At 73.2% G+C, this 18,429-nt stretch carries 13 protein-coding genes; 5 read left to right on the forward strand and 8 right to left on the reverse strand.

The annotated features are described in order from the left end of the window. Window position 1 precedes the first annotated feature (1 nt). Both deoC and ASG23_RS03805 read right to left on the reverse strand, forming a co-directional pair. Complete coding sequence (gene deoC / locus ASG23_RS03800; RefSeq protein WP_056020196.1) at window positions 2–1,006, reverse strand: deoxyribose-phosphate aldolase; 1,005 nt, start codon at window positions 1,004–1,006, stop codon at window positions 2–4. After that, window positions 1,003–1,980, reverse strand: coding sequence for a sugar-binding transcriptional regulator (locus ASG23_RS03805; RefSeq protein WP_056020199.1), 978 nt, complete (start codon window positions 1,978–1,980; stop codon window positions 1,003–1,005). Before ASG23_RS03805 ends, deoC begins: the two co-directional genes overlap by 4 nt. A gap of 223 nt (window positions 1,981–2,203) precedes the next feature. On the opposite strand from ASG23_RS03805, the gene ASG23_RS03810 reads away from it, so the two are divergent. Continuing rightward, window positions 2,204–4,522 carry a DUF6055 domain-containing protein gene (locus ASG23_RS03810; RefSeq protein WP_056020201.1) on the forward strand — a complete coding sequence of 773 codons (2,319 nt, stop codon included), beginning with the start codon at window positions 2,204–2,206 and terminating at the stop codon, window positions 4,520–4,522. Here ASG23_RS03810 and ASG23_RS03815 read toward each other — a convergent pair. From ASG23_RS03815 to ASG23_RS03835, 5 genes are all read right to left on the reverse strand, one after another. Further along, window positions 4,519–6,360 (reverse strand): phospho-sugar mutase, encoded by a 1,842-nt coding sequence (locus ASG23_RS03815; protein ID WP_056020204.1) that lies wholly within the window; start codon window positions 6,358–6,360, stop codon window positions 4,519–4,521. The genes ASG23_RS03810 and ASG23_RS03815 overlap by 4 nt on opposite strands. Window positions 6,361–6,410: 50 nt before the next feature. Continuing rightward, entirely contained in the window at window positions 6,411–6,743 is a 333-nt protein-coding gene (locus ASG23_RS03820) for a Rieske (2Fe-2S) protein (RefSeq protein WP_056020207.1), read from the reverse strand. Continuing rightward, window positions 6,740–9,244, reverse strand: coding sequence for a nitrite reductase large subunit NirB (nirB, locus tag ASG23_RS03825; protein ID WP_082515746.1), 2,505 nt, complete (start codon window positions 9,242–9,244; stop codon window positions 6,740–6,742). Before nirB ends, ASG23_RS03820 begins: the two co-directional genes overlap by 4 nt. Window position 9,245: 1 nt before the next feature. Beyond that, window positions 9,246–11,852: a molybdopterin oxidoreductase family protein gene (locus ASG23_RS03830; protein ID WP_056020211.1), complete on the reverse strand. Its 2,607-nt coding sequence runs from the start codon at window positions 11,850–11,852 to the stop codon at window positions 9,246–9,248. 78 nt (window positions 11,853–11,930) lie between these two features. Next, window positions 11,931–12,770: a purine-nucleoside phosphorylase gene (locus ASG23_RS03835; RefSeq protein WP_056020214.1), complete on the reverse strand. Its 840-nt coding sequence runs from the start codon at window positions 12,768–12,770 to the stop codon at window positions 11,931–11,933. Window positions 12,771–12,834: 64 nt separating this feature from the next. On the opposite strand from ASG23_RS03835, the gene ASG23_RS03840 reads away from it, so the two are divergent. The 4 genes from ASG23_RS03840 (at window position 12,835) to ASG23_RS03855 (ending at window position 16,017) form a co-directional block, all read left to right on the forward strand. Beyond that, window positions 12,835–14,286 carry an NAD(P)H-quinone dehydrogenase gene (locus tag ASG23_RS03840; RefSeq protein ID WP_056020217.1) on the forward strand — a complete coding sequence of 484 codons (1,452 nt, stop codon included), beginning with the start codon at window positions 12,835–12,837 and terminating at the stop codon, window positions 14,284–14,286. 88 nt (window positions 14,287–14,374) lie between these two features. Next, window positions 14,375–15,385 carry a S66 family peptidase gene (locus ASG23_RS03845; protein WP_056020220.1) on the forward strand — a complete coding sequence of 337 codons (1,011 nt, stop codon included), beginning with the start codon at window positions 14,375–14,377 and terminating at the stop codon, window positions 15,383–15,385. Window positions 15,386–15,418: 33 nt separating this feature from the next. Further along, complete coding sequence (locus ASG23_RS03850; protein ID WP_056020223.1) at window positions 15,419–15,688, forward strand: hypothetical protein; 270 nt, start codon at window positions 15,419–15,421, stop codon at window positions 15,686–15,688. Further along, window positions 15,685–16,017: a type II toxin-antitoxin system PemK/MazF family toxin gene (locus tag ASG23_RS03855; RefSeq protein ID WP_056020225.1), complete on the forward strand. Its 333-nt coding sequence runs from the start codon at window positions 15,685–15,687 to the stop codon at window positions 16,015–16,017. The genes ASG23_RS03850 and ASG23_RS03855 overlap by 4 nt, the downstream gene beginning before the upstream one ends. A 70-nt stretch (window positions 16,018–16,087) precedes the next feature. Here the strand turns inward: ASG23_RS03855 and ASG23_RS03860 are convergent, their stop codons facing one another. Continuing rightward, complete coding sequence (locus ASG23_RS03860; RefSeq protein WP_056020228.1) at window positions 16,088–18,427, reverse strand: glycoside hydrolase family 31 protein; 2,340 nt, start codon at window positions 18,425–18,427, stop codon at window positions 16,088–16,090. Between the last annotated feature and the right edge of the window lie 2 nt (window positions 18,428–18,429).

Here is an 18,429-nt window from a genome sequence, read left to right on the forward strand (position 1 = left end):
TTCAGTCGATCGTCACGTAGTCGGGGCCGGCGTAGTGCCCGGTCGTCATCTTCTGGCGCTGCAGCAGCACGTCGTTGAGCAGGCTCGAGGCGCCGAACCGGAAGAGATGCGGTGTCAGCCACTCCTCACCGACCGTCTCCGCGACCGTCACCAGGTACTTGATCGCGTCCTTCGAGGCGCGGATGCCACCGGCCGGCTTGACCCCGACCTTCTCGCCGCTGAGGCGGTGCCAGTCGCGCACGACCTCCAGCATCAGCAGCGTGACGGGGAGCGTCGCGGCGGGGGCGACCTTGCCGGTCGACGTCTTGATGAAGTCGCCGCCGGCCAGGATGCCCAGCCACGAGGCGCGGCGGACGTTGTCGTAGGTGTTCAGCTCACCCGTCTCGAGGATGACCTTCAGGTGGGCGTACGTGCCGTCCGCGCGGCGGCAGGCCTCCTTGACGGCGACGATCTCGTCGTAGACCTGGCCGTACCGGCCGGACAGGAACGCGCCGCGGTCGATCACCATGTCGATCTCGTCGGCACCCGCGGCGACGGCGTCGGCCGTGTCCTCGAGCTTGATGGACCGCGAGGCGCGGCCGCTGGGGAACGCGGTCGCGACCGCAGCGACGGCGACCTTGCCCTGGTCCGGGTCGCCGTGGGCCGTGCCCAGCGCCTGCACGGCGTAGGGCACCATGTCGCCGTAGACGCACACGGCCGCGACGCGCGGGCAGGAAGGATCCGCAGCGTCGGGCGTGACCGCCTTCGCGACGAGCGAGCGCACCTTGCCGGGTGTGTCCGCGCCCTCGAGGGTGGTCAGGTCGATGAGGCCGATGATGCGGTCCAGCGCCCAGGCCTTCGAGGTGGTCTTGATCGAGCGCGTGCCGAGCCCGGCCGCCCGCTGTTCGAGCCCGACGGCGTCGACCCCGGGGATGCCGTGCAGGTAACGACGCAGGTTGGCGTCGTTCGCCTCGCCGCCCAGGAGCGCGATGGCGCGCTCCCCGGGGACGATCTGGGTGCCTGTCATGCGTGATCCTCGCTGTCTTGGACGGTGGGGTGGTTCTCGATGAGGTGCAGTGCCGTCTCCTCGTCCGTCACGAGCACGGTGCACAGACCGCTGCCGACGACGGCTCGTGCGACGGCGTGCTTGGCCGCCCCGGCGATGACGGCGATGCTGAGCTGGGCCGCGCGCAGGCTCTCCAGCGGGAGGCCGATGGTCCGCTCGTCGAGCCGTGGGTCGACGATGGCACCGTTGCTGTTCACGTACCGACCCACGACGTCGCCCACCGCGCCCCGGCGGACAAGCTCCGAGACGTCGTCGGGGGTGAGGTACCCGCTGTCGACCAGCACCGAGGTCGCGTCGGCCGTCCCGGCGCTGAACAGGTAGGCGTCGGCGCCGGACGCCAGGTCGAGCACGGCGGCGACGGCGCGGTCGGACTCGATGGCGCGCTTGGTCTCCAGCCGTTCGAGGATCGCCGGGCTCGGCAGCAGCGTGGCGTGCCCGCCGGCCTTCTGCGCGATGGTGACCGCGGTGGAGGCCGCCGTGCCGGCCCGTCGGTTGAGGCTCACACCGCCGTTGATCTGCACGACGTCGACGCCGCTCGCCCAGCCGTCCTCGAGGTGGCGGGAGACGTCGTCCAGCGTGCGCCCCCAGCTGATCCCCAGGGTGCGGGGGACGGGACGCAGCGTCGCGAGGTAGTCGGCGGCGGCCTGCGCAGTTCGGGACTGGAGCTCTTCCTGGTCGTCGACGCCCGATGTGGACACGACGATCGCGTCGGCCAGGCCGCAGGTCTCGCGCAGGCGTCGCTCGACGGGCAGCCGACGCGCGCGGGGATGGACGATCTCGATGCGGATGAAGCCGCTGGCCTTGGCCTGCGCCAGCAGCCGCCCGACCTTCCAGCGGGTGAGCGCGAGGATCGACCCGATCTCGTCCTGGGTCTTGTCCTCCTCGTAGTACAGCTCGGCGGCGCGGATGGACAGCAGCTCGTCCGACTCGATCATGCGGTTCCTCCCGTCGTTCCACAGTAGGCACCGTCCCGGCGCACCGCAACACTCGTAGCGTTCTTTGCTCATATGAGCACGCGCAGTCCGGGAGGCTCGCACGTCACCCGATCGCTGATCGTGCCCGTAATTGACTCGATGAAGGCGGTCGGCGACAGTGGGGCAGCCATCCGGCGGAGCCGGAGCGCGCACCATGCGAGAGGCAGGCGAGGGGACAGCACGGATGGCACGGTGGGGACGCGGCGCGGTCGCCGCCGGCGTCGTCCTCGGGTTCCTCGTCGCCGGGCTCGGTGCGGGTGCGGCGGTGCGGAACCTTCAGGCCGCCAAGACCGTGGTGGTGCCCGCCGCGTGGGAGCAGGCCTGGCAGGACGCCCACGTGCGCGAGGGGCAGGACGTGGTGCTGGCCTGGGGTGACCGGGCCGGTGCCGACCCCACGCACGCACCCGCCGAGGTGCGCTTCGATGCCGACCGCGCCGTCGCCCAGCTCGACGCCCTGTACGCGCTCGACGTTCACGACCTGGACGTGGTCGACGAGGACGGCGCGATCGCCCGGCACAAGATCGTGGTCGTCGTCGACGGGACCTGGTCGCAGGGCGTCGGAGCGCCCGAGAGCGTCGTCGTCGTGCCCCAGAGCGGCGGGGTGTCGCCGTCCGAGCGCGGGGCCACCGGCTCCGTCGTCGACGGGGTCGGGGTGCTGCGCGTGGACGTCCCGGCGCTGACCGCCCGCGGCCACGAGTCCGCGTCCGCGCCGACGACCGAGGAGACCGCCCTCGTCGGCGGCTCCGAGTTCGACCCGTCGTGGGAGCTGGCGCGCGGCTTCGCCGAGGTCGTGCAGGGCTTCGCCGTCGTCGACGAACGCGGCGGGTTCGCCTCGGACGACGCTGCGACGTTCTGGGCCGCCAGCGCCGCGTACCTGGCCACCGTGGCCGCACCCGGGGGGATCGGGAACCCCGCGGACCTGGTCCGCAGCCCGCAGCTGCACTGGGCGAGCCCGCGCCTGGGCGACGGCAGCTGGCTGCTGCTGCAGTACCTGGCCGAGCGCGACGGCGAGCAGCTGCTCGGGCGCATGTGGCGGGAGGCGCAGGTCGGCGAGGACCCGCTCACCACGTACAAGCGTCTGACCGGCCTCAGCCAGGCGGACCTGAACCGCCGCGTCGCCGAGTACGCCCTGCGCACGGTGACGTGGGACTTCATGGACCGCAGCGCGATCGCCGCCGGTGTGGACCGGCTCGACGCGGTCCTGCTCGCGGACCGGACCACCCCTGTCGAGGCCGTCGAGGGAGACCCGGGCCACTACCGCGTGCTCGACGCGTTCGCCCCGTCCGACTACGGCTTCACGATCGTGCGGCTCCAGCCGGACCCCGGGGTGCGGGACATCCACGTGCGGGTGCGCGGCCACGACGCCGCGGCCGACGCGGGCCTGAGCTTCGGGTTCGTCGCGATGCACGGGGCTGTCCCGCGCTACAGCCCCGTGACCGAGAGCATCGACGAGCAGGTCCAGCTCACGCTGCGCACGGGTGAGGACGAGGCGTTCCTGGTGGTCGTCGGCACCCCCACCGTCCACCACCGGCACGCCGCCGGCGACGGTTTCGGCGAGGTCGACCGCTACCCGTACGAGTTCCGGGTCGCGGGTGCGACCGTCGCCGACGACAGCGTCGACCCGACCGAGCTGGGCGGTCATCGGCACGCCAACGGCGGCGGGTTCGTGGACGACGCCGCGACGGTCGACGCCACCGCCTACGTGGGCCCCGACGCCGTGGTCCGGGGGGACGCCCGGGTCCTCGGCGGTGCGCGCATCGAAGGCCGGGCGTGGATCGAGGCGGGGGCGGTCGTCGAGAGCGGGGCGATCGTGCGCGACGTCGCCATCGTCCGGTCGGGGGCGCGCCTGAGCGGGACCACGCTGGTGGCAGGGGACGCCGTCGTCGACTTCACGTGCGCGGCAGGCAGCTACACGACGTTCGACCCGGCACGGTCCTGCGACGGCCGTCCGGCCCGGGGGGACGTCAACACGGTCCTCACCCCGTTCGCCGCAGCGGACCTGCTGCTCACGAACGTGCCCGTGCCCACCGCCGCCCCGACGCCCGAACCGTCGGCCACCACGCAGCCCCCGGTCCCGACACCGACCCCGACGCCGAGCGCGGCGCCCGAGCCCGCGCCGACCACCACCCCCGAAGAGGTCCCCACCCAGGGCGGCGTCGAGCCACCGGAGCCGATTCCGGCGAGCGCGTGCTCCGCCGCGTACACGGTGGTCAACCACTGGTCGTCGGACGGGCAGAACTGGTTTCAGGCAGAGGTGGTCGTCACGCCGGGTGGCTCCGGGGTCGACGGGTGGTCCGTCTCGTGGGCGCTGCCGCCCGGGGTCCAGATCTCGGCCGTTTGGAACGCGCGGCTGGGGACCAGCGGCTCGACCGCGACCGCCGAGAACATGAGCTACAACGGCAGCCTGCGCGACGGCGTCACCGCGACGTTCGGCTTCCACGGGACCGGGCCGGGAGACGCGGGCGTGCAGGTCCCGCAGGTCAGCTGCAGCCGGACCCGCTAGATCCCCAGGGCCACCCGCACGTCGGCCGCGACCGCGTCCAGGCGGGCGCGCGCGTCGTGGCGCGCCCGGCCGACGGCCTTGTGATCCGCGCCAGGATCGAGCGGGACGACGACCTCGAGGTAGCACTTGACCTTCGGCTCGGTCCCGCTGGGTCGCACGATGACGCGCGTCCCGTCCGTGGTGAGCAGCCGCAGGCCCTCGGTCGGTGGCAGGCCGTCGCGGTCGTCCTCCGACCCCGTGGCCAGGTCGACCACCTCGCTGACGCGCGACCCGCCCAGCGACCTCGGCGGACGGTTGCGGAGGCGGTGGACGGTCTCGCCGATCTGCGAGAGGTCGGAGAACCGTGCGGAGACCTGGTCGGTCAGGTGCAGCCCGTGCTCGCGGGCGAGGTCGTCGAGGGCGTCGACGACCGTCCGTCCCTCCGCCTTGAGACGCGCCGCGAGACCGGCAACGAGGAGCGCCGCCGAGATGCCGTCCTTGTCGCGCACGTGCGCGGGGTCGACGCAGTACCCGAGCGCCTCTTCGTACCCGAACACGAGGCCGTCGACGCGGGAGATCCACTTGAAGCCCGTGAGGGTCTGCGCGTGGCGGTACCCCGCGGCGGCGGCGATCTTGCCGAGCAACCGCGACGAGACGATCGAGCTGGCGAACGCGGCCCCGTTCTGGGGCGTCGTCCCCGCCAGGCTCTTGCCCAGGAGCGACCCGGTCTCGTCGCCGTGCAGGATACGCCAGCCCTCGGCCTCCGCGGTGTCGGGCCCGCGGTACGAGCGGTGGCGCAGGTCCTGGATCCCGACCCCGCAGCGGTCCGCGTCGGGGTCGAGGGCGATCACCAGGTCCGCGCGCTCGTCGCTGGCCAGCCCGATGGCCAGGTCGATCGCACCCGGCTCCTCGGGGTTGGGGAACGCGATGCTCGGGAAGTCGCCGTCCGGCTCCGCCTGCTCGGGGACCACCAGCACGTCGGTGAAGCCCGCCTCGGCGAGCACCCGTCGGGCGACCTCACCGCCGACGCCGTGCAGGGGCGTCAGGACGATGCGCAGGCGCTCGGCGGCGGCCCGGGTGGCGTCGTCGGTGGGTGCCAGGGCGACGACCGACGCCACGTACGCGTCGAGCACCTCGGGCCCGAGCACGGTCCACCCGCTCGCGGCCCGCGGCACGGACGCCACCGACGGCACGTGCGCGATCTCCGCGGCGATCGCCGCGTCGGCGGGAGGCACGATCTGGGCACCCTGCCCGGAGTCGGTGACCACCCGACCGCCCAGGTAGACCTTGTAGCCGTTGTCCTGCGGCGGGTTGTGCGACGCGGTGACCATGATCCCCGCGTCGGCGCCCAGGTACCGGACCGCGAACGCGAGCACGGGGGTGGGCAGCGCCGACGGTAGGACCAGCACCTCGATGCCCACCGCCGTGAGGACCGCCGCCGAGGCGCGCGCGAAGTCGACGGACTTGTGCCGGGCGTCGTACCCGATGACCACGCGCGGCCGCGGCTGCACACCGTCCAGCTCGCCCAGCAGGTAGTCCGCCAGTCCCGACGCGGCGCGGATGACGACCGCGCGGTTCATCCGGTGCGGGCCGCCGCCGAGCCGTCCGCGCAGTCCCGCGGTGCCGAACTGCAGCAGACCGGTGAACCGGTCGGCCAGCTCGTCCCGGGCGGCTGTGCGGGCGTCGAGCGCCTGGCGCTGCGTCGGGTCCGGCTCGCGGCCCGGCGCGATCGTCGGTGGTGCGGAGCGGGCCAGGTCGAGCAGGCGGCGCAGCTCGTCAGCCGTCTGCGGGTCGGGGTCGTCCTCGATCCACGACTGCACCCGCGCCTCGAGGCCTGCCCATGCGTCGTCGCCGGTCATGGGGCCAACGTACTCAGCCGGTCGGGTCGGCGCTCGCCCGACCCGCACCGTCACGGGATGGACACGACGACCTGGCCCTCCTCGACGCGCACCGCATAGGATTCCACGTCGCTCCGCCCCGTGCGGCACACGCCGGTGCCCAGCTCGAACACGTGGGCATGCAGCGGGCAGACGACCACGTCGGCGTCGATCTGCCCGTCGGCGAGGGGGCCTCCGCGGTGCGGGCACACGGCGTCGAGGGCTCGCACGGTTCCGTCGCGGAGCCGGAACACGGCCACCTGCCGGCCCGCGACCCCGTACGCGCGGCCCTCGCCGGCCGGGATCTCGGACACCGGCCCCAGCACGTGCTCGACGCCGACCGCTCGTTCGGTTCCCGCCGTCATCGGACCGGGACCTGCGGCAGGACGGTCAGGGGCAGCGCCGTGCGGAACTGGCCGGGCTCGGCCGGGTCGTCGCGCTCCTTCCAGGGGTCCCGGTAGGCGTCGACGGAGGCTTGCACGGCGGCATCGAGCGACGCCGCGAGACCCTCGGCGTCGTCCACGACGACGGCCCGGACGTGCTCGATCCCGAGCCGGGGCACCCACGCGTAGGTGCGCTCGAGCCAGTTCGCCGTCTCGCGGTAGTACTGGATGAACCGGCCCGTCAGCATGACGACCTCCTCGGGTGTGTCGACGGTGGTGAGCAGGTCGCCCTTGCGGATGTGGGCCCCGGCGGCGCCGCCGACGTACATCTCCCAGCGTCCGCCGTCGACGGCCACGACCCCGATGTCCTTGACGTAGGCCTCGGCGCAGTTGCGGGGGCAGCCCGTCACGGCGAGCTTGAGCTTGGCCGGGCTCTCCAGACCCTGGTACCGGGTCTCGAGGGCGATGCCGAGCGCGGTGGAGTCGCCGAGACCGAACCGGCAGAAGTCGGTGCCGACGCACGTCTTGACGGTCCGGAAGGACTTGCCGTACGCGTAGCCCGACGGCATGTCGAGGTCCGCCCACACGGTCGGCAGGTCCTCCTTGCGCACGCCGAGCAGGTCGATGCGCTGCCCGCCCGTGATCTTGATCATCGGGATGCTGTGCTTGTCCGCGACGTCGGCGATGCGGCGCAGCTGGTCCGCGGAGGTGACGCCACCCAGCACCTGCGGAACCACGGAGAAGGTCCCGTCGCGCTGGATGTTGGCGTGCACGCGGTCGTTGATGAACCGTCCGTCGCGCTCGTCGACGACGTCGGACCCCCAGATCGTGCGCAGCAGCGAGGTCAGCCCCATCTTCGACCTGGCGTCCTCGACCCCGCCGGGCGCGAGGGCGGCGAACACCGCCGACACCGACCGCAGGTCGTGCTCGCGGACCAGGGCCACGAGCTCGGGCTTGGCGTACGGGATGCCCGGCACGTACCAGGACGCGGACTCGTCGACCTGCAGGTCACCGTCGGCGGCCCACTCGACCACCTGCGCGACGAGGGACTTGCACGACCCGCACCCCTTGCCGGCGCGGGTAGCGTCCATGACGCCCGCCACGGAGGCGACGCCGCCGCGGACGCACGCCGCGATCGTCCCCTTGCTGACGCCGTTGCAGTTACAGACGGTCGTCTCGTCGGGCAGCTCGGCGACGCCCACCTCGGCGGGCGCGGTGCCCAGGTCGAACAGCAGCGCGATGCGGTCCTCGGGCAGCGGCGAGCCGCGGTCGAACGCCTGGATGAGCGGCGCGACCTTCTCGAGGTCACCGACGAGGGTGGCGCCGACGAGCCGGTCGTCACGCACCACCACGCTCTTGTACAGGCCGCGACGCGGCTCGGAGATGACGATGTGGTCGTCGTCGGGACGTTCGGGCGCCGTGATGCCCATCGACGCGACGTCGATGCCCGCGACCTTGAGCTTCGTCGCGGTGCGGGAGCCGTGGTACTGCGCCGACGGGTCGGTGCCGGTGAGCACGTCGGCGAGCACCCGCGCCTGCTCCCACAGCGGCGCGACGAGCCCGTAGACCTGGTCGCGGTGCTGTACGCACTCGCCGACGGCGAACACCGCCGGGTCGGGCGTGCCCTGGTCGTCCAGCGTGTGCATCTGGTCGTCGACGACGATGCCGCGCTCGACCAGGAACCCGCTCGTGTCCGCCACCGACGAGTTCGCCCGGATGCCCGCGGCCACCACGACCATGTCGCAGGGGAGGACCCGTCCGTCGGCGAGCTGGACGCCGGTGATCTCCGTGTCGCCGAGCACCCCGACCGTGCGGGCGGACGTCTGGACCGCGATCCCGAGGGCCTCGACGCCGCACCGCAGCACGTACCCGCCCGCGGCGTCCAGCTGCTGGTTCATGAGGTGCCCGGGACCGTGCACCACGGTGACGTCGACGCCGTGGGTCTGCAGGCCGCGCGCCGCCTCCAGCCCGAGCAGGCCGCCGCCGATGACCACGGCTCGCTTGTGGGTGCGGGCGTACCGGATCATCGCCCGGGTGTCGTCGAGCGTCCGGAACCGGAACACGCCCTGGTGGAAGCCGCGCCCGACCGTGCGCATCCCCGGGATGTCGGGGACGAACGCGCTGCTGCCGGTCGCGATCACGAGCGCGTCGTAGGGCGTCCGGCTGCCGTCGGTGGCACGCACGGTGCGCGCGTGCCGGTCGATGCGGCCGACCCGCACCCCCGCGTGCAGCGTGATCGCGTTCTCCCGGTACCAGGCCATCGAGTTGAGGAAGATGGCCTCCTCGCTCTCCAGCCCGGCCAGGACGTTGGACAGCATGATCCGGTTGTAGTTCCCGTACGGCTCCTCGCCGAACATGGTGATCCGGAACTGCTCGGCGCCCCCACGCTCGAGGATCTCCTCGACCGTGCGCGCGCCCGCCATGCCGTTGCCGACGACGACGAGGTCGCGCCGCCCGTCGGCGTCGCGTGCGCGGCGGGCCACGTCACACCTCCACGAGACCGAGGTCGATGATCAGGACGCCCGAGACGCCCGCCGCACCGGCGGCGTGCACCTCGAGCGTGGTGCCCGGTTCCAGGTCCTCGACGACGCGCAGCGGCACGTGGACGTCGCTCTTGGCGCCGATGGGGAAGTACCGCATCGGCACCCCGTCGCGCACCAGCACCACGACGACGAGCTCGTCGGTGCTGTTGCCGCCACGGAAGTACACCGTCTGCGCCACCGAGCCGTCGGGCACGGTGTAGCTCAGGCTCGGGTCGAGCAGCTCCGGGGCGGCGAGGCCCTTGCCGGTCAGTGCGTAGACGCCCTGCAGGAAGGTCGGGTGACTGTCCAAGGCAAGTCCCTTCGGTCGGGCCGGGGGCCACGGCGCACGGACGCGCTCCGTAGTCGTGCCGGCCGGTGGTGTGCTGCGTGCGGGGGAGGGGATCGTCGAGGGAAGCGGCGCGACGGCCACGGCGCACGCCTTGAACGCGGGCATGCGGGAGACCGGGTCCAGGGCGTCGTGCGTGAGGGTGTTCGCGCGGGACTCGCCCGACCAGTGGAACGGGACGAACACGGTGTCGGTCCGGATACCGGTGGTGAGCCGCGCGCGGAACACCGCGACGCCCCGCCGCGTGCGCAGCTGCACCGGCTCGTCGTCGACGACGTCGCACCGGCGGGCCAGGTCGGGGTGCATCTCGGCGTGCGGCAGGACGGTCCCGCCCGGGCCCACCTCGTCGCCGGCGAGCGCTGCGACCCGCCGGGTCTGCGTGCCGCTCTGGTACTGCCGCATCAGCCGTCCGGTGGTCAGGACGTAGGGGAACTCCGGGTCGGTGCGCTCCGCGGGCTCGCGGTACTCGGCTCTGGTGAAGCGGGCGAGCCCGTCGGGATGGGCGAACCGCTCTCCGAACAGCCGCGGCGTGCCCGGGTCGTCGGCGTCCGTGCACGGCCAGAACACGCCCTGCTCGTCCTCGATGCGGGCGTAGGTGATGCCCCCGTAGTCGGCCACACCGCCCGCGCTCGCCCGGCCGAGCTCGTCGAACGCGGCCCCCGCGTCCGTCGTCATGAGGTGCCCGTGCCCCAGGCGGTCGGCGACGCCCGCGAGGACGTCGAGGTCGGTCCGCACCCCCGCGGGCGGGTCGAGCGCCCGACGACGGCGCAGCACCCGTCCCTCCAGGTTCGTCATCGTGCCCTCCTCCTCGGCCCACATCGCCACGGGTAGCACGACATCCGCACGGGCGGCCGACTCGGAGAGGAACAGGTCCGCGACGACCAGGAAATCGAGGGCGTCGACGCGGTCCGTCACGTACCCCGCGTCCGGTGCGGAGACGGTGACGTTCGACGCGAGCAGCAGCAGCGTCCGCACGCCGCCGGGGGTGCCCAGGGCGCGGAGCATCTCCGTGGCGGAGACGCCTGGACCGGGCAGCCGCGTCGGGTCCACGCCCCACACGCCGGCGACGTGCGCACGGTCCGCGAGGTCGGTGATCTTGCGGTAGCCGGGCAGCTGGTCGGCCTTCTGCCCGTGCTCCCGGCCTCCCTGGCCGTTGCCCTGGCCAGTGAGCGTCCCGTAGCCCGAGCCCGGCCGGCCCGGCAGACCGAGCGCGAGCGCGAGGTTCATGAACGCCTGCGCGGTGGCCGTGCCCGACGCGTGCTGCTCGGCGCCCCGGGCCGTGATCACCATCGCCGTCGACGCCGTCCCCAGCAGCTCCGCCACGGCTTCCAGGTCCGCCGCGGGGACGCCCGTGATCCGCTCGACGCGGTCCGGCCAGTAGCCCGTCACGGACTCCCGGACCGTCTCGAACTCCACCGTCCTGGCCGCGACGTACTCCTCGTCCACCCACCCCCTGCGCACCACCAGGTGCAGCAGGCCGTTCGCGAGCGCGGCGTCGGTCCCGGGTCGTGGCTGCAGGTGCACGCGCGCCGTGCGGGCCGTCGCCGTGGTGCGCGGGTCGACGACGACGTGCTGCGCGCCGCGCTCGCGGCCGGCCTCCAGGTGCTGCATGAGCGGGGGCATGGTCTCGGCCGGGTTCGCACCCACCAGCAGCAGCACGTCCGCGAGCGCCAGGTCCGCGACGGGGAACGGCAGCCCGCGGTCGATCCCGAACGTGCGCGTCGCCGCGGCGGCCGCCGACGACATGCACCAGCGGCCGTTGTAGTCGATCGACCGCGTGCGGAGCACCGTCCGGGCGAACTTGCCCAGCAGGTAGGCCTTCTCGTTGGTCAGCCCGCCGCCGCCGAAGCAGCCCACGGCGTCGCGCCCGTACCGGCGCTGCGTCGCCCGGACGGCCTCGGCCACCGCGTCGAGCGCCTCGTCCCACGTCGCAGGTCGTAGCGGCGACGAGCGGTCACCGGGCACCGTCCGTACCAGCGGAGCGGTGAGCCGGTCGGGGTGGGTGAGCAGGTCGGCTGCCGACCAGCCCTTCGCGCACAGCCCGCCCCGGTTCGTCGGGAAGTCCGTCGGACTCAGGCGCACGTCGGGCCGCTCGAGACCTGGACGCTGCGTGACCGACAGCTCCATGCCGCACTGCAGCGCGCAGTACGGGCAGTGGGTCGCGACGGTCCGGGCAGCGTCGGGGACCCGTCCGACCGTGAGCGACCCGAGATCCTGCCTCATCGGTCGATGGTGCGGTGCGTCCGTTACGCGCAGCCTGCCGCCCGGTTACCGAAGGGTTTCCCCTGTCGCACAGCCGGCCTACAGCCGGCGCACGATCTGGGCGAGCAGTGCGCTGATCCGCGGGCCTGCCGCGCGACCCGCCTCGAGGACCTCCTCGTGCGACAGCGGCTCGGGGCTGATGCCGGCGGCGAGGTTGGTGACGAGCGAGATGCCGAGCACCTCGAGCCCGGCGTGCCGTGCGGCGATCGCCTCCAGCGTGGTCGACATGCCGACCAGGTCCCCGCCGAGCGTCCCGGCCATCCTGACCTCGGCGGGGGTCTCGTAGTGCGGGCCGCGGAACTGCACGTAGACGCCCTCGTCGAGCGTCGGGTCGACCTCGCGCGCGACGGCCCGCAGGCGGCTGGAGTACAGGTCGGTGAGGTCGACGAAGGTCGCACCCTCGAGCGGAGAGGTCGCCGTCAGGTTGAGGTGGTCGGTGATCAGCACCGGGGTGCCCGGACCCCGCAGGGGGTTCAGCCCGCCGCAGCCGTTGGTCAGGACGACGGTCGACGCCCCCGTCGCGGCCGCGGTCCGGACCCCGTGCACCACGCGGCGCACCCCGCGCCCCTCGTACAGGTGGGTGCGGGAGCCGAGGACGAGCGCGTGGCGGTCGGTGCCCTCGATCCGGATGGACCGGATGGTGCCGACATGCCCGACGACGGCGGGTGCGGCGAACCCCGGCACGTCGTGGCTGGGCAGCTCCGCGACCGTCTCGCCCAGCAGCTCCGCGGCACCGCCCCAGCCCGACCCGAGCACCAGGGCTACGTGGTGGCGTTCCACGCCCGTGGCCTGCGCGATGAACGCGGCAGCCTCCCGGGCGACGTCGAACGGGTCGGTCGCGGGGTCGTCGAGGTCAGGGGCCGATGTGACGTCGCTCATGGACCGAGGCTAACCCGCGCCGTCCGTCTGGCCGGCCGCCCGCAGAACGGCAGAATGGGTTGTCGTGAGCACCGCTGCGACCGAGTCGCCCGAATCGCCCGCTGCCCGCGTCGTCATCGTCGGCGGTGGGCCCGGAGGCTACGAGGCGGCCCTCGTCGGCTGCCGGCTCGGGGCGGACGTCACCGTCGTCGAGGCCGCCGGGCTGGGCGGTGCCGCGGTGCTGACCGACGTGGTCCCCTCCAAGACGCTCATCGCCACCGCCGAGTGGATGACGATCGCGGACCGCGCTCCCGAGCTGGGCATCCGGCTCGACGGCACGCCGCTCTCGGGCGGCACCCTCGAGGAGCTGCGTCACCGCATCGACCTGGCCGCCGTGAACACGCGGGTCAAGGCGCTCGCGGCCGCGCAGTCCGCAGACATCCGCGGACGTCTCGAGCGCGAGGGCGTGAGGATCGTGCTCGGGCACGGGCGGCTCGACGGTCCGTCACGCGTGGTCGTGACCCGGCAGGACGGCGGCGAGGACCTCACGCTCGACGCGGACGTGGTCCTGGTCTGCACCGGCGCGACCCCCCGCACGCTCGAGACGGCACGGCCGGACGGCGAGCGCATCCTCACCTGGACGCAGCTCTACGACCTCGACACCCTGCCGAAGCGGCTGATCGTGGTCGGCTCGGGCGTGACCGGTGCCGAGTTCGCCGGTGCGTACGTCTCGCTCGGCGCCGACGTCGTCCTCGTCTCCAGCCGCGATCGTGTGCTGCCGGGAGAGGACGCCGACGCCGCCCAGCTGCTCGAGGACGTGTTCAAGACCCGCGGTATGACGGTCATGTCCCGGTCCCGCGCCGCGGGCGCCCGCCGGACCGCCGACGGCGTCGAGGTCACCCTCGCCGACGGCCGGGTGATCGAGGGTTCCCACGTCCTGTTCGCGGTCGGCTCGATCCCGACCACCGCGGGGTTGGGCCTCGAGGAGGCCGGCGTCCGGCTCACCGCGTCCGGGCACATCGAGGTGGACAAGGTCTCCCGCACCAACGTGCGCGGCGTCTACGCCGCCGGTGACGTGACCGGGGTGCTGCCCCTGGCGTCCGTCGCGGCCATGCAGGGACGGCTCGCGATGGCCCACGCGCTCGGCGACGCCGTGAAGCCGCTGTCGCTGCGCGGGGTGTCGGCGAACATCTTCACGTCACCCGAGATCGCCACCGTCGGCCCGTCCGAGGCGGACCTGCAGGAGCAGGGCGTGAAGTACTCGGTGAGCATGCTGCCGCTGGCCCGCAACCCCCGCGCCAAGATGCTCGGCGTCCGAGACGGGTTCGTGAAGGTCTTCGCCCACGCCGGCACCGGGACCGTGCTGGGGGCGGTGGTGGTGGGCCCCCGCGCGAGCGAGTCGATCTACCCGCTGACGCTCGCCGTGACACACCGTCTCACCACCGACCAACTGGCCGAGACGGCGACGGTGTACCCGTCGATGTCCGGCACGATCGCCGAGGTGGCCCGCATCCTGCACCATCGGATCGACGACTGATCCCCAGCGCAGCGCAGGGTGGGGGTCGCGGAGCGGCACCCGCCCGGAGCGGAGCGGAGGATCAGGCGGACCACGAGAAAGGCGACTGATGCGCTTTCCCGCCCCGCTGCGACCGGGGGACGTCATCGGCGTCACCTCGCCGTCCGCAGGTGTCTCCGACGAGCTCCGGCCGCGGCTCGACTTCTGCGTCGCGGACCTGCGCCGCCGCGGGTTCGAGGTCGAGGTCGGCCAGTGCATGGACGGGACGGGGCCGACGAGCGCGCCGGCCGCCGAGCGCGCCGCCGAGCTGACCGCGATGCTCACCGATCCCCGCATCCGCGCGGTCGTCCCACCCTGGGGCGGTGAGCTGGCCATCGACCTCCTGCCACTGCTCGACTTCGCCGCGATCGCGCAGGCGGAGCCGACGTGGCTCGTCGGCTACTCCGACACCAGCACGCTGCTGCTCCCGCTGACCCTGCTCACGGGCACGGCGACCCTGCACGGTCCCGGGCTGATGGACACCCCGTTCCGGGTCCCGTCGCCGCTCCTGCACTGGCTGGACGTCGCGACGGCCCCCGCAGGCGCAACCCTGACGCAGGGGGCGGCGAGCCACTGCCAGGAGGAGTGGCCGGATTTCCATAGCGATCCGGAGGTGAGCGCACAGGTGCTCCCGCGGCCGACGCGCTGGCGCACGCTGGGGGACCGCGAGGTCGGGACGCTCCGGGGGCGGTTGCTCGGCGGCTGCCTGGAGACGGTCTCGATGCTGCCGGGCACGCCGTACGGGAACCTCGACGCGTTCGCTCGCGACGATCTGCTCGTCTACCTCGAGGTCGCCGAGGCCGACGCGTTCACCGCCGCGCGGATGCTGCACCATCTCCGGCTCGCCGGGTGGTTCGACCGGGCGACCGGCGTCCTGGTCGGCCGGACCAGCGCGCCGGGCCCGCGAGGCTTCTCGCACCTCGACGCCCTGCGCCACGCGCTCGGCCCGCTCGACATTCCCGTCCTGTACGACCTGGACATCGGTCACGTCCCGCCCCAGCTCGCCCTGGTCAACGGCGCCCTCGCCGAGGTGGCGCTCGACTCGTCGGGTACCGGCACGCTCGTGCAGCAGCTCATGTAGCCAGTGGGGTATACCTGTAGGTATTCTGGAAGCGTGTCGACCTTCACCACCATCAAGGTCCCCAAGGATCTGCGCGACCGGATTGCGGCGCTTGCAGCCCACGAGGGGACGACTCTCGCGGGCGCGCTGACCCACGCGCTCGACCGGGCCGACGAGCAGGAGTTCTGGCAGCAGGTGCACCAGGCGAACTCGGACCTGACGGACGAGCAGCGTGCGGTCCAGCGAGACTCGGGGATCGCCACGCTCCGCGAGAACCTCGCCGACGAGAGCGACGACCGGATCAGCGCGGCGGGCGACTGGTGAGGCGCGGCGACATCTACCTCGCCGACCTGGGAGAGCCCGTCGGGCACGAGCAGGGTGGCACCCGACCGGTCCTCGTGCTCAGCGCTCAACCGTGGCTGGACTCGAACCCGCCCGTGGTCACGGTGGTCCCGATCACCAGGACGCCCTGGGCGTCGCCGACGCGGATCGAGATCGAACCGGGGCGCTCCGGGCTGAAGGCAACGAGCTACGCGCGGTGCGAGGACACGGCGGCGGTCTCGCCGGAGCGCCTCGTGTCGAGGTTCGGCTCCGCCGACCCGCTCGTGGTCCTGGGAGTGGAGCAGGCCGTCCGGAGACTGCTCGGTCTCTGATCCGGCCACCGACGAGCGTGACGCGACGTGCCGCGATCGTGCCTCGTCGGGACCGTCACGACCGAGCCGGTCACGCGCGGGCCAGCAGGAGCTCGCCGACGGCCTCCCCCAGCGGGGCGTCCAGCTGGAGCGCCTGCAGGTATGACGCGCGGACCGACAGGGGGGCGTCCGACGTGGCGATCTGGTGGATGCGGGTCTTCAGGTCGTAGCTGATCCTGGCGCGGTCCAGCAGGGCGAACAGGCGGCCGGCCACGTCGTTCGGGGCGAGCTGCGGGTCCGGCCCGAGCTCGACCGTGAGCGTGGCGCCGATGGGGACGTCGTCGACGGTCACCGAGACGCCGCCGTCGCGACGCACCACCCGGCTGGCGAACCCGGGGACGACCGGTGCACCGTCGAACGCCGGGAACGTCACGGTCCACGTGCGCGTGGCGGGCAGGCCGTCCACGCGGCCGGACGCCGGCGCCACCGTGAAGGTGCCGCCGGAGAGCGTCAGCACGGTGCGGGCGATCCCGTCCGTGGTGCCGTCGTCCTCGACCAGCGTGAACGACCCGTCCGCGCCGACGACGACCAGGACCTCGAGCGACGACGGGTTCACCGGGTCGTTGCCGGGCACCGTCGCGCCGTCGAGCGGGACGATCGCGCCGGCCGCCGCCAGCACCGGGATGCTGGACAGGTCGCGGTGCAGCAGGAGCTCGCGGCCACCGTCGTAGACCAGACCCGTGAACACGTCGACCCAGGTGCCGGCCGGCAGCCAGGCGCGCACGGCGGCGAGGCGGGTGTGCGTGTCGGCCGGGGTGGTCAGGGGCGCGACCACCAGCTCGCTGCCGAACAGGAACTGGTTCGGCTGGTCGTAGGCCTCCGGCGCGTCGGGCCACTCGTGGTAGATCGGCTCGACCAGGGGCCGGCCGTCGGACGCGGCCCGGTGGTTCATCGTGTGCAGGTACGGCAGCAGGCGGTGCCGCAGGCGCAGGTGCTCGGTCATCACCGTGCGCGCGGCCGGCTCGAACGTCCACGGCTCCTTGGTCGTGAACGGGTTGGCGCCCGAGTGCAGGCGCAGGATCGGGGAGAACACCCCGAGCTGCAGCCACCGGGTGGCCAGCTCGTCGTCCTTGCCGCCGAACATGTGGCCGCCGACGTCGTGGCTCCACCAGCCGTAGCCGATGTTCGACGCGGTCGCCGTGAAGTACGGCTGGAACGCCAGCGACGCCCACGAGATGACGGTGTCGCCGCTGAAACCGACGGGGTACCGGTGGCTGCCGGGGCCGGCGTACCGGGAGAACGTCAGGGGCCGACGGCCGTCGCGCGCGCTGTCGAGGAAGTGGAAGTGGTTGAGCATCCACAGCGGGTCGATCCCGGCAACGCGCGAGTGCGGGCCGGACTGCCAGTCGAGCCACCAGAAGTCGACGCCGTCGTCCTCCAGGCCGCGGTGCAGCACGTCGAAGTAGGCGTCGAGGAAGGCGCGGTCGGTCACGTCGAACGGGATCGCGTCGTCGGTCGTGCGGCCCAGCGCGGCCTTCATGGCCGGGAAGGCGTCCTCGTGGGGGCGGACGCCGTCGGCGGGGTGCACGTTGAGCGTCACGCGCAGACCGCGCTCGTGCACGGAGGCCAGGAACGCCACCGGGTCGGGGAACAGGTCCCGGTTCCACGTGTACCCCGTCCAGCCGCTGCCGAGCGCCGGGTCCACGTCGGTGACGTGCCAGTCCATGTCGATCACGGCGACCGAGAACGGGAGGCCCTCGGCGCTGAACCGGTCCAGCAGGGCCGTGTAGCTGTCGGCGGTGTAGCGGTGGAACCGGCTCCACCAGTTGCCGAGCGCGAACCGGGGGAGCAGGGGGGTCGGGCCGGAGACCGCGTAGAACGCCTGGACGGCCGACCGGTAGTCGTGGCCGTACGCGAAGACGTAGAGGTCCGTGCGGGCCCCGTCGCGAGGCGAGACCCAGCCGTCGTCGTCGAAGACCATCGAGCCGGAGTCGTCGAGGACGGCAAACCCCTCCCGGGCCACCACCCCGGGCTCCAACGGGATGGCGCCGTCGGCCAGGTCGAGCGTGCGGGCGGTTCCGCCGAGCCCGGACGGCTCCTCGCCGTAGCGCCACACCGAGTGGTACGAGCTGATGCCGCCGAGCACCGAGACGCTCAGCCCGCTCGTGCTGAACGGCTGGCGGTCGTAGACCAGGTGGAACCGGTCGGTGACCACCTCCACGTGGGTCTCGGACTCGATGACCCGGAACTCGGGCACCGGCAGGTGGCGGTGGAGCGCGAACGTCGACGCCCGGTCCTCGAAGACGCCGTCCGCGGAGTGCTCGAGCCGGACCAGGCCGTCCATGAGCACCGTGATGCGGTACGTCGGGCCGACGACGACGGCGCGGGGATCGGCGACGGGGCGGGAGGGCAGGGGCTGGCGCGGCGTCATGC

Source organism: Cellulomonas sp. Leaf395 (genome assembly GCF_001424125.1).
GTDB lineage: Bacteria > Actinomycetota > Actinomycetes > Actinomycetales > Cellulomonadaceae > Cellulomonas.

Bases quoted from the DNA above. Each gene is read 5' to 3' on its own strand.
- ASG23_RS03830 (WP_056020211.1), bottom strand. From the start codon at position 11,852: ATGAGGCAGGATCTCGGGTCGCTCACGGTCGGACGGGTCCCCGACGCT.
- ASG23_RS03810 (WP_056020201.1), top strand. From the start codon at position 2,204: ATGGCACGGTGGGGACGCGGCGCGGTCGCCGCCGGCGTCGTCCTCGGG.
- ASG23_RS03815 (WP_056020204.1), bottom strand. From the start codon at position 6,360: ATGACCGGCGACGACGCATGGGCAGGCCTCGAGGCGCGGGTGCAGTCG.
- ASG23_RS03860 (WP_056020228.1), bottom strand. From the start codon at position 18,427: ATGACGCCGCGCCAGCCCCTGCCCTCCCGCCCCGTCGCCGATCCCCGC.
- ASG23_RS03845 (WP_056020220.1), top strand. From the start codon at position 14,375: ATGCGCTTTCCCGCCCCGCTGCGACCGGGGGACGTCATCGGCGTCACC.
- ASG23_RS03805 (WP_056020199.1), bottom strand. From the start codon at position 1,980: ATGATCGAGTCGGACGAGCTGCTGTCCATCCGCGCCGCCGAGCTGTAC.
- ASG23_RS03835 (WP_056020214.1), bottom strand. From the start codon at position 12,770: ATGAGCGACGTCACATCGGCCCCTGACCTCGACGACCCCGCGACCGAC.
- ASG23_RS03820 (WP_056020207.1), bottom strand. From the start codon at position 6,743: ATGACGGCGGGAACCGAACGAGCGGTCGGCGTCGAGCACGTGCTGGGG.
- deoC (WP_056020196.1), bottom strand. From the start codon at position 1,006: ATGACAGGCACCCAGATCGTCCCCGGGGAGCGCGCCATCGCGCTCCTG.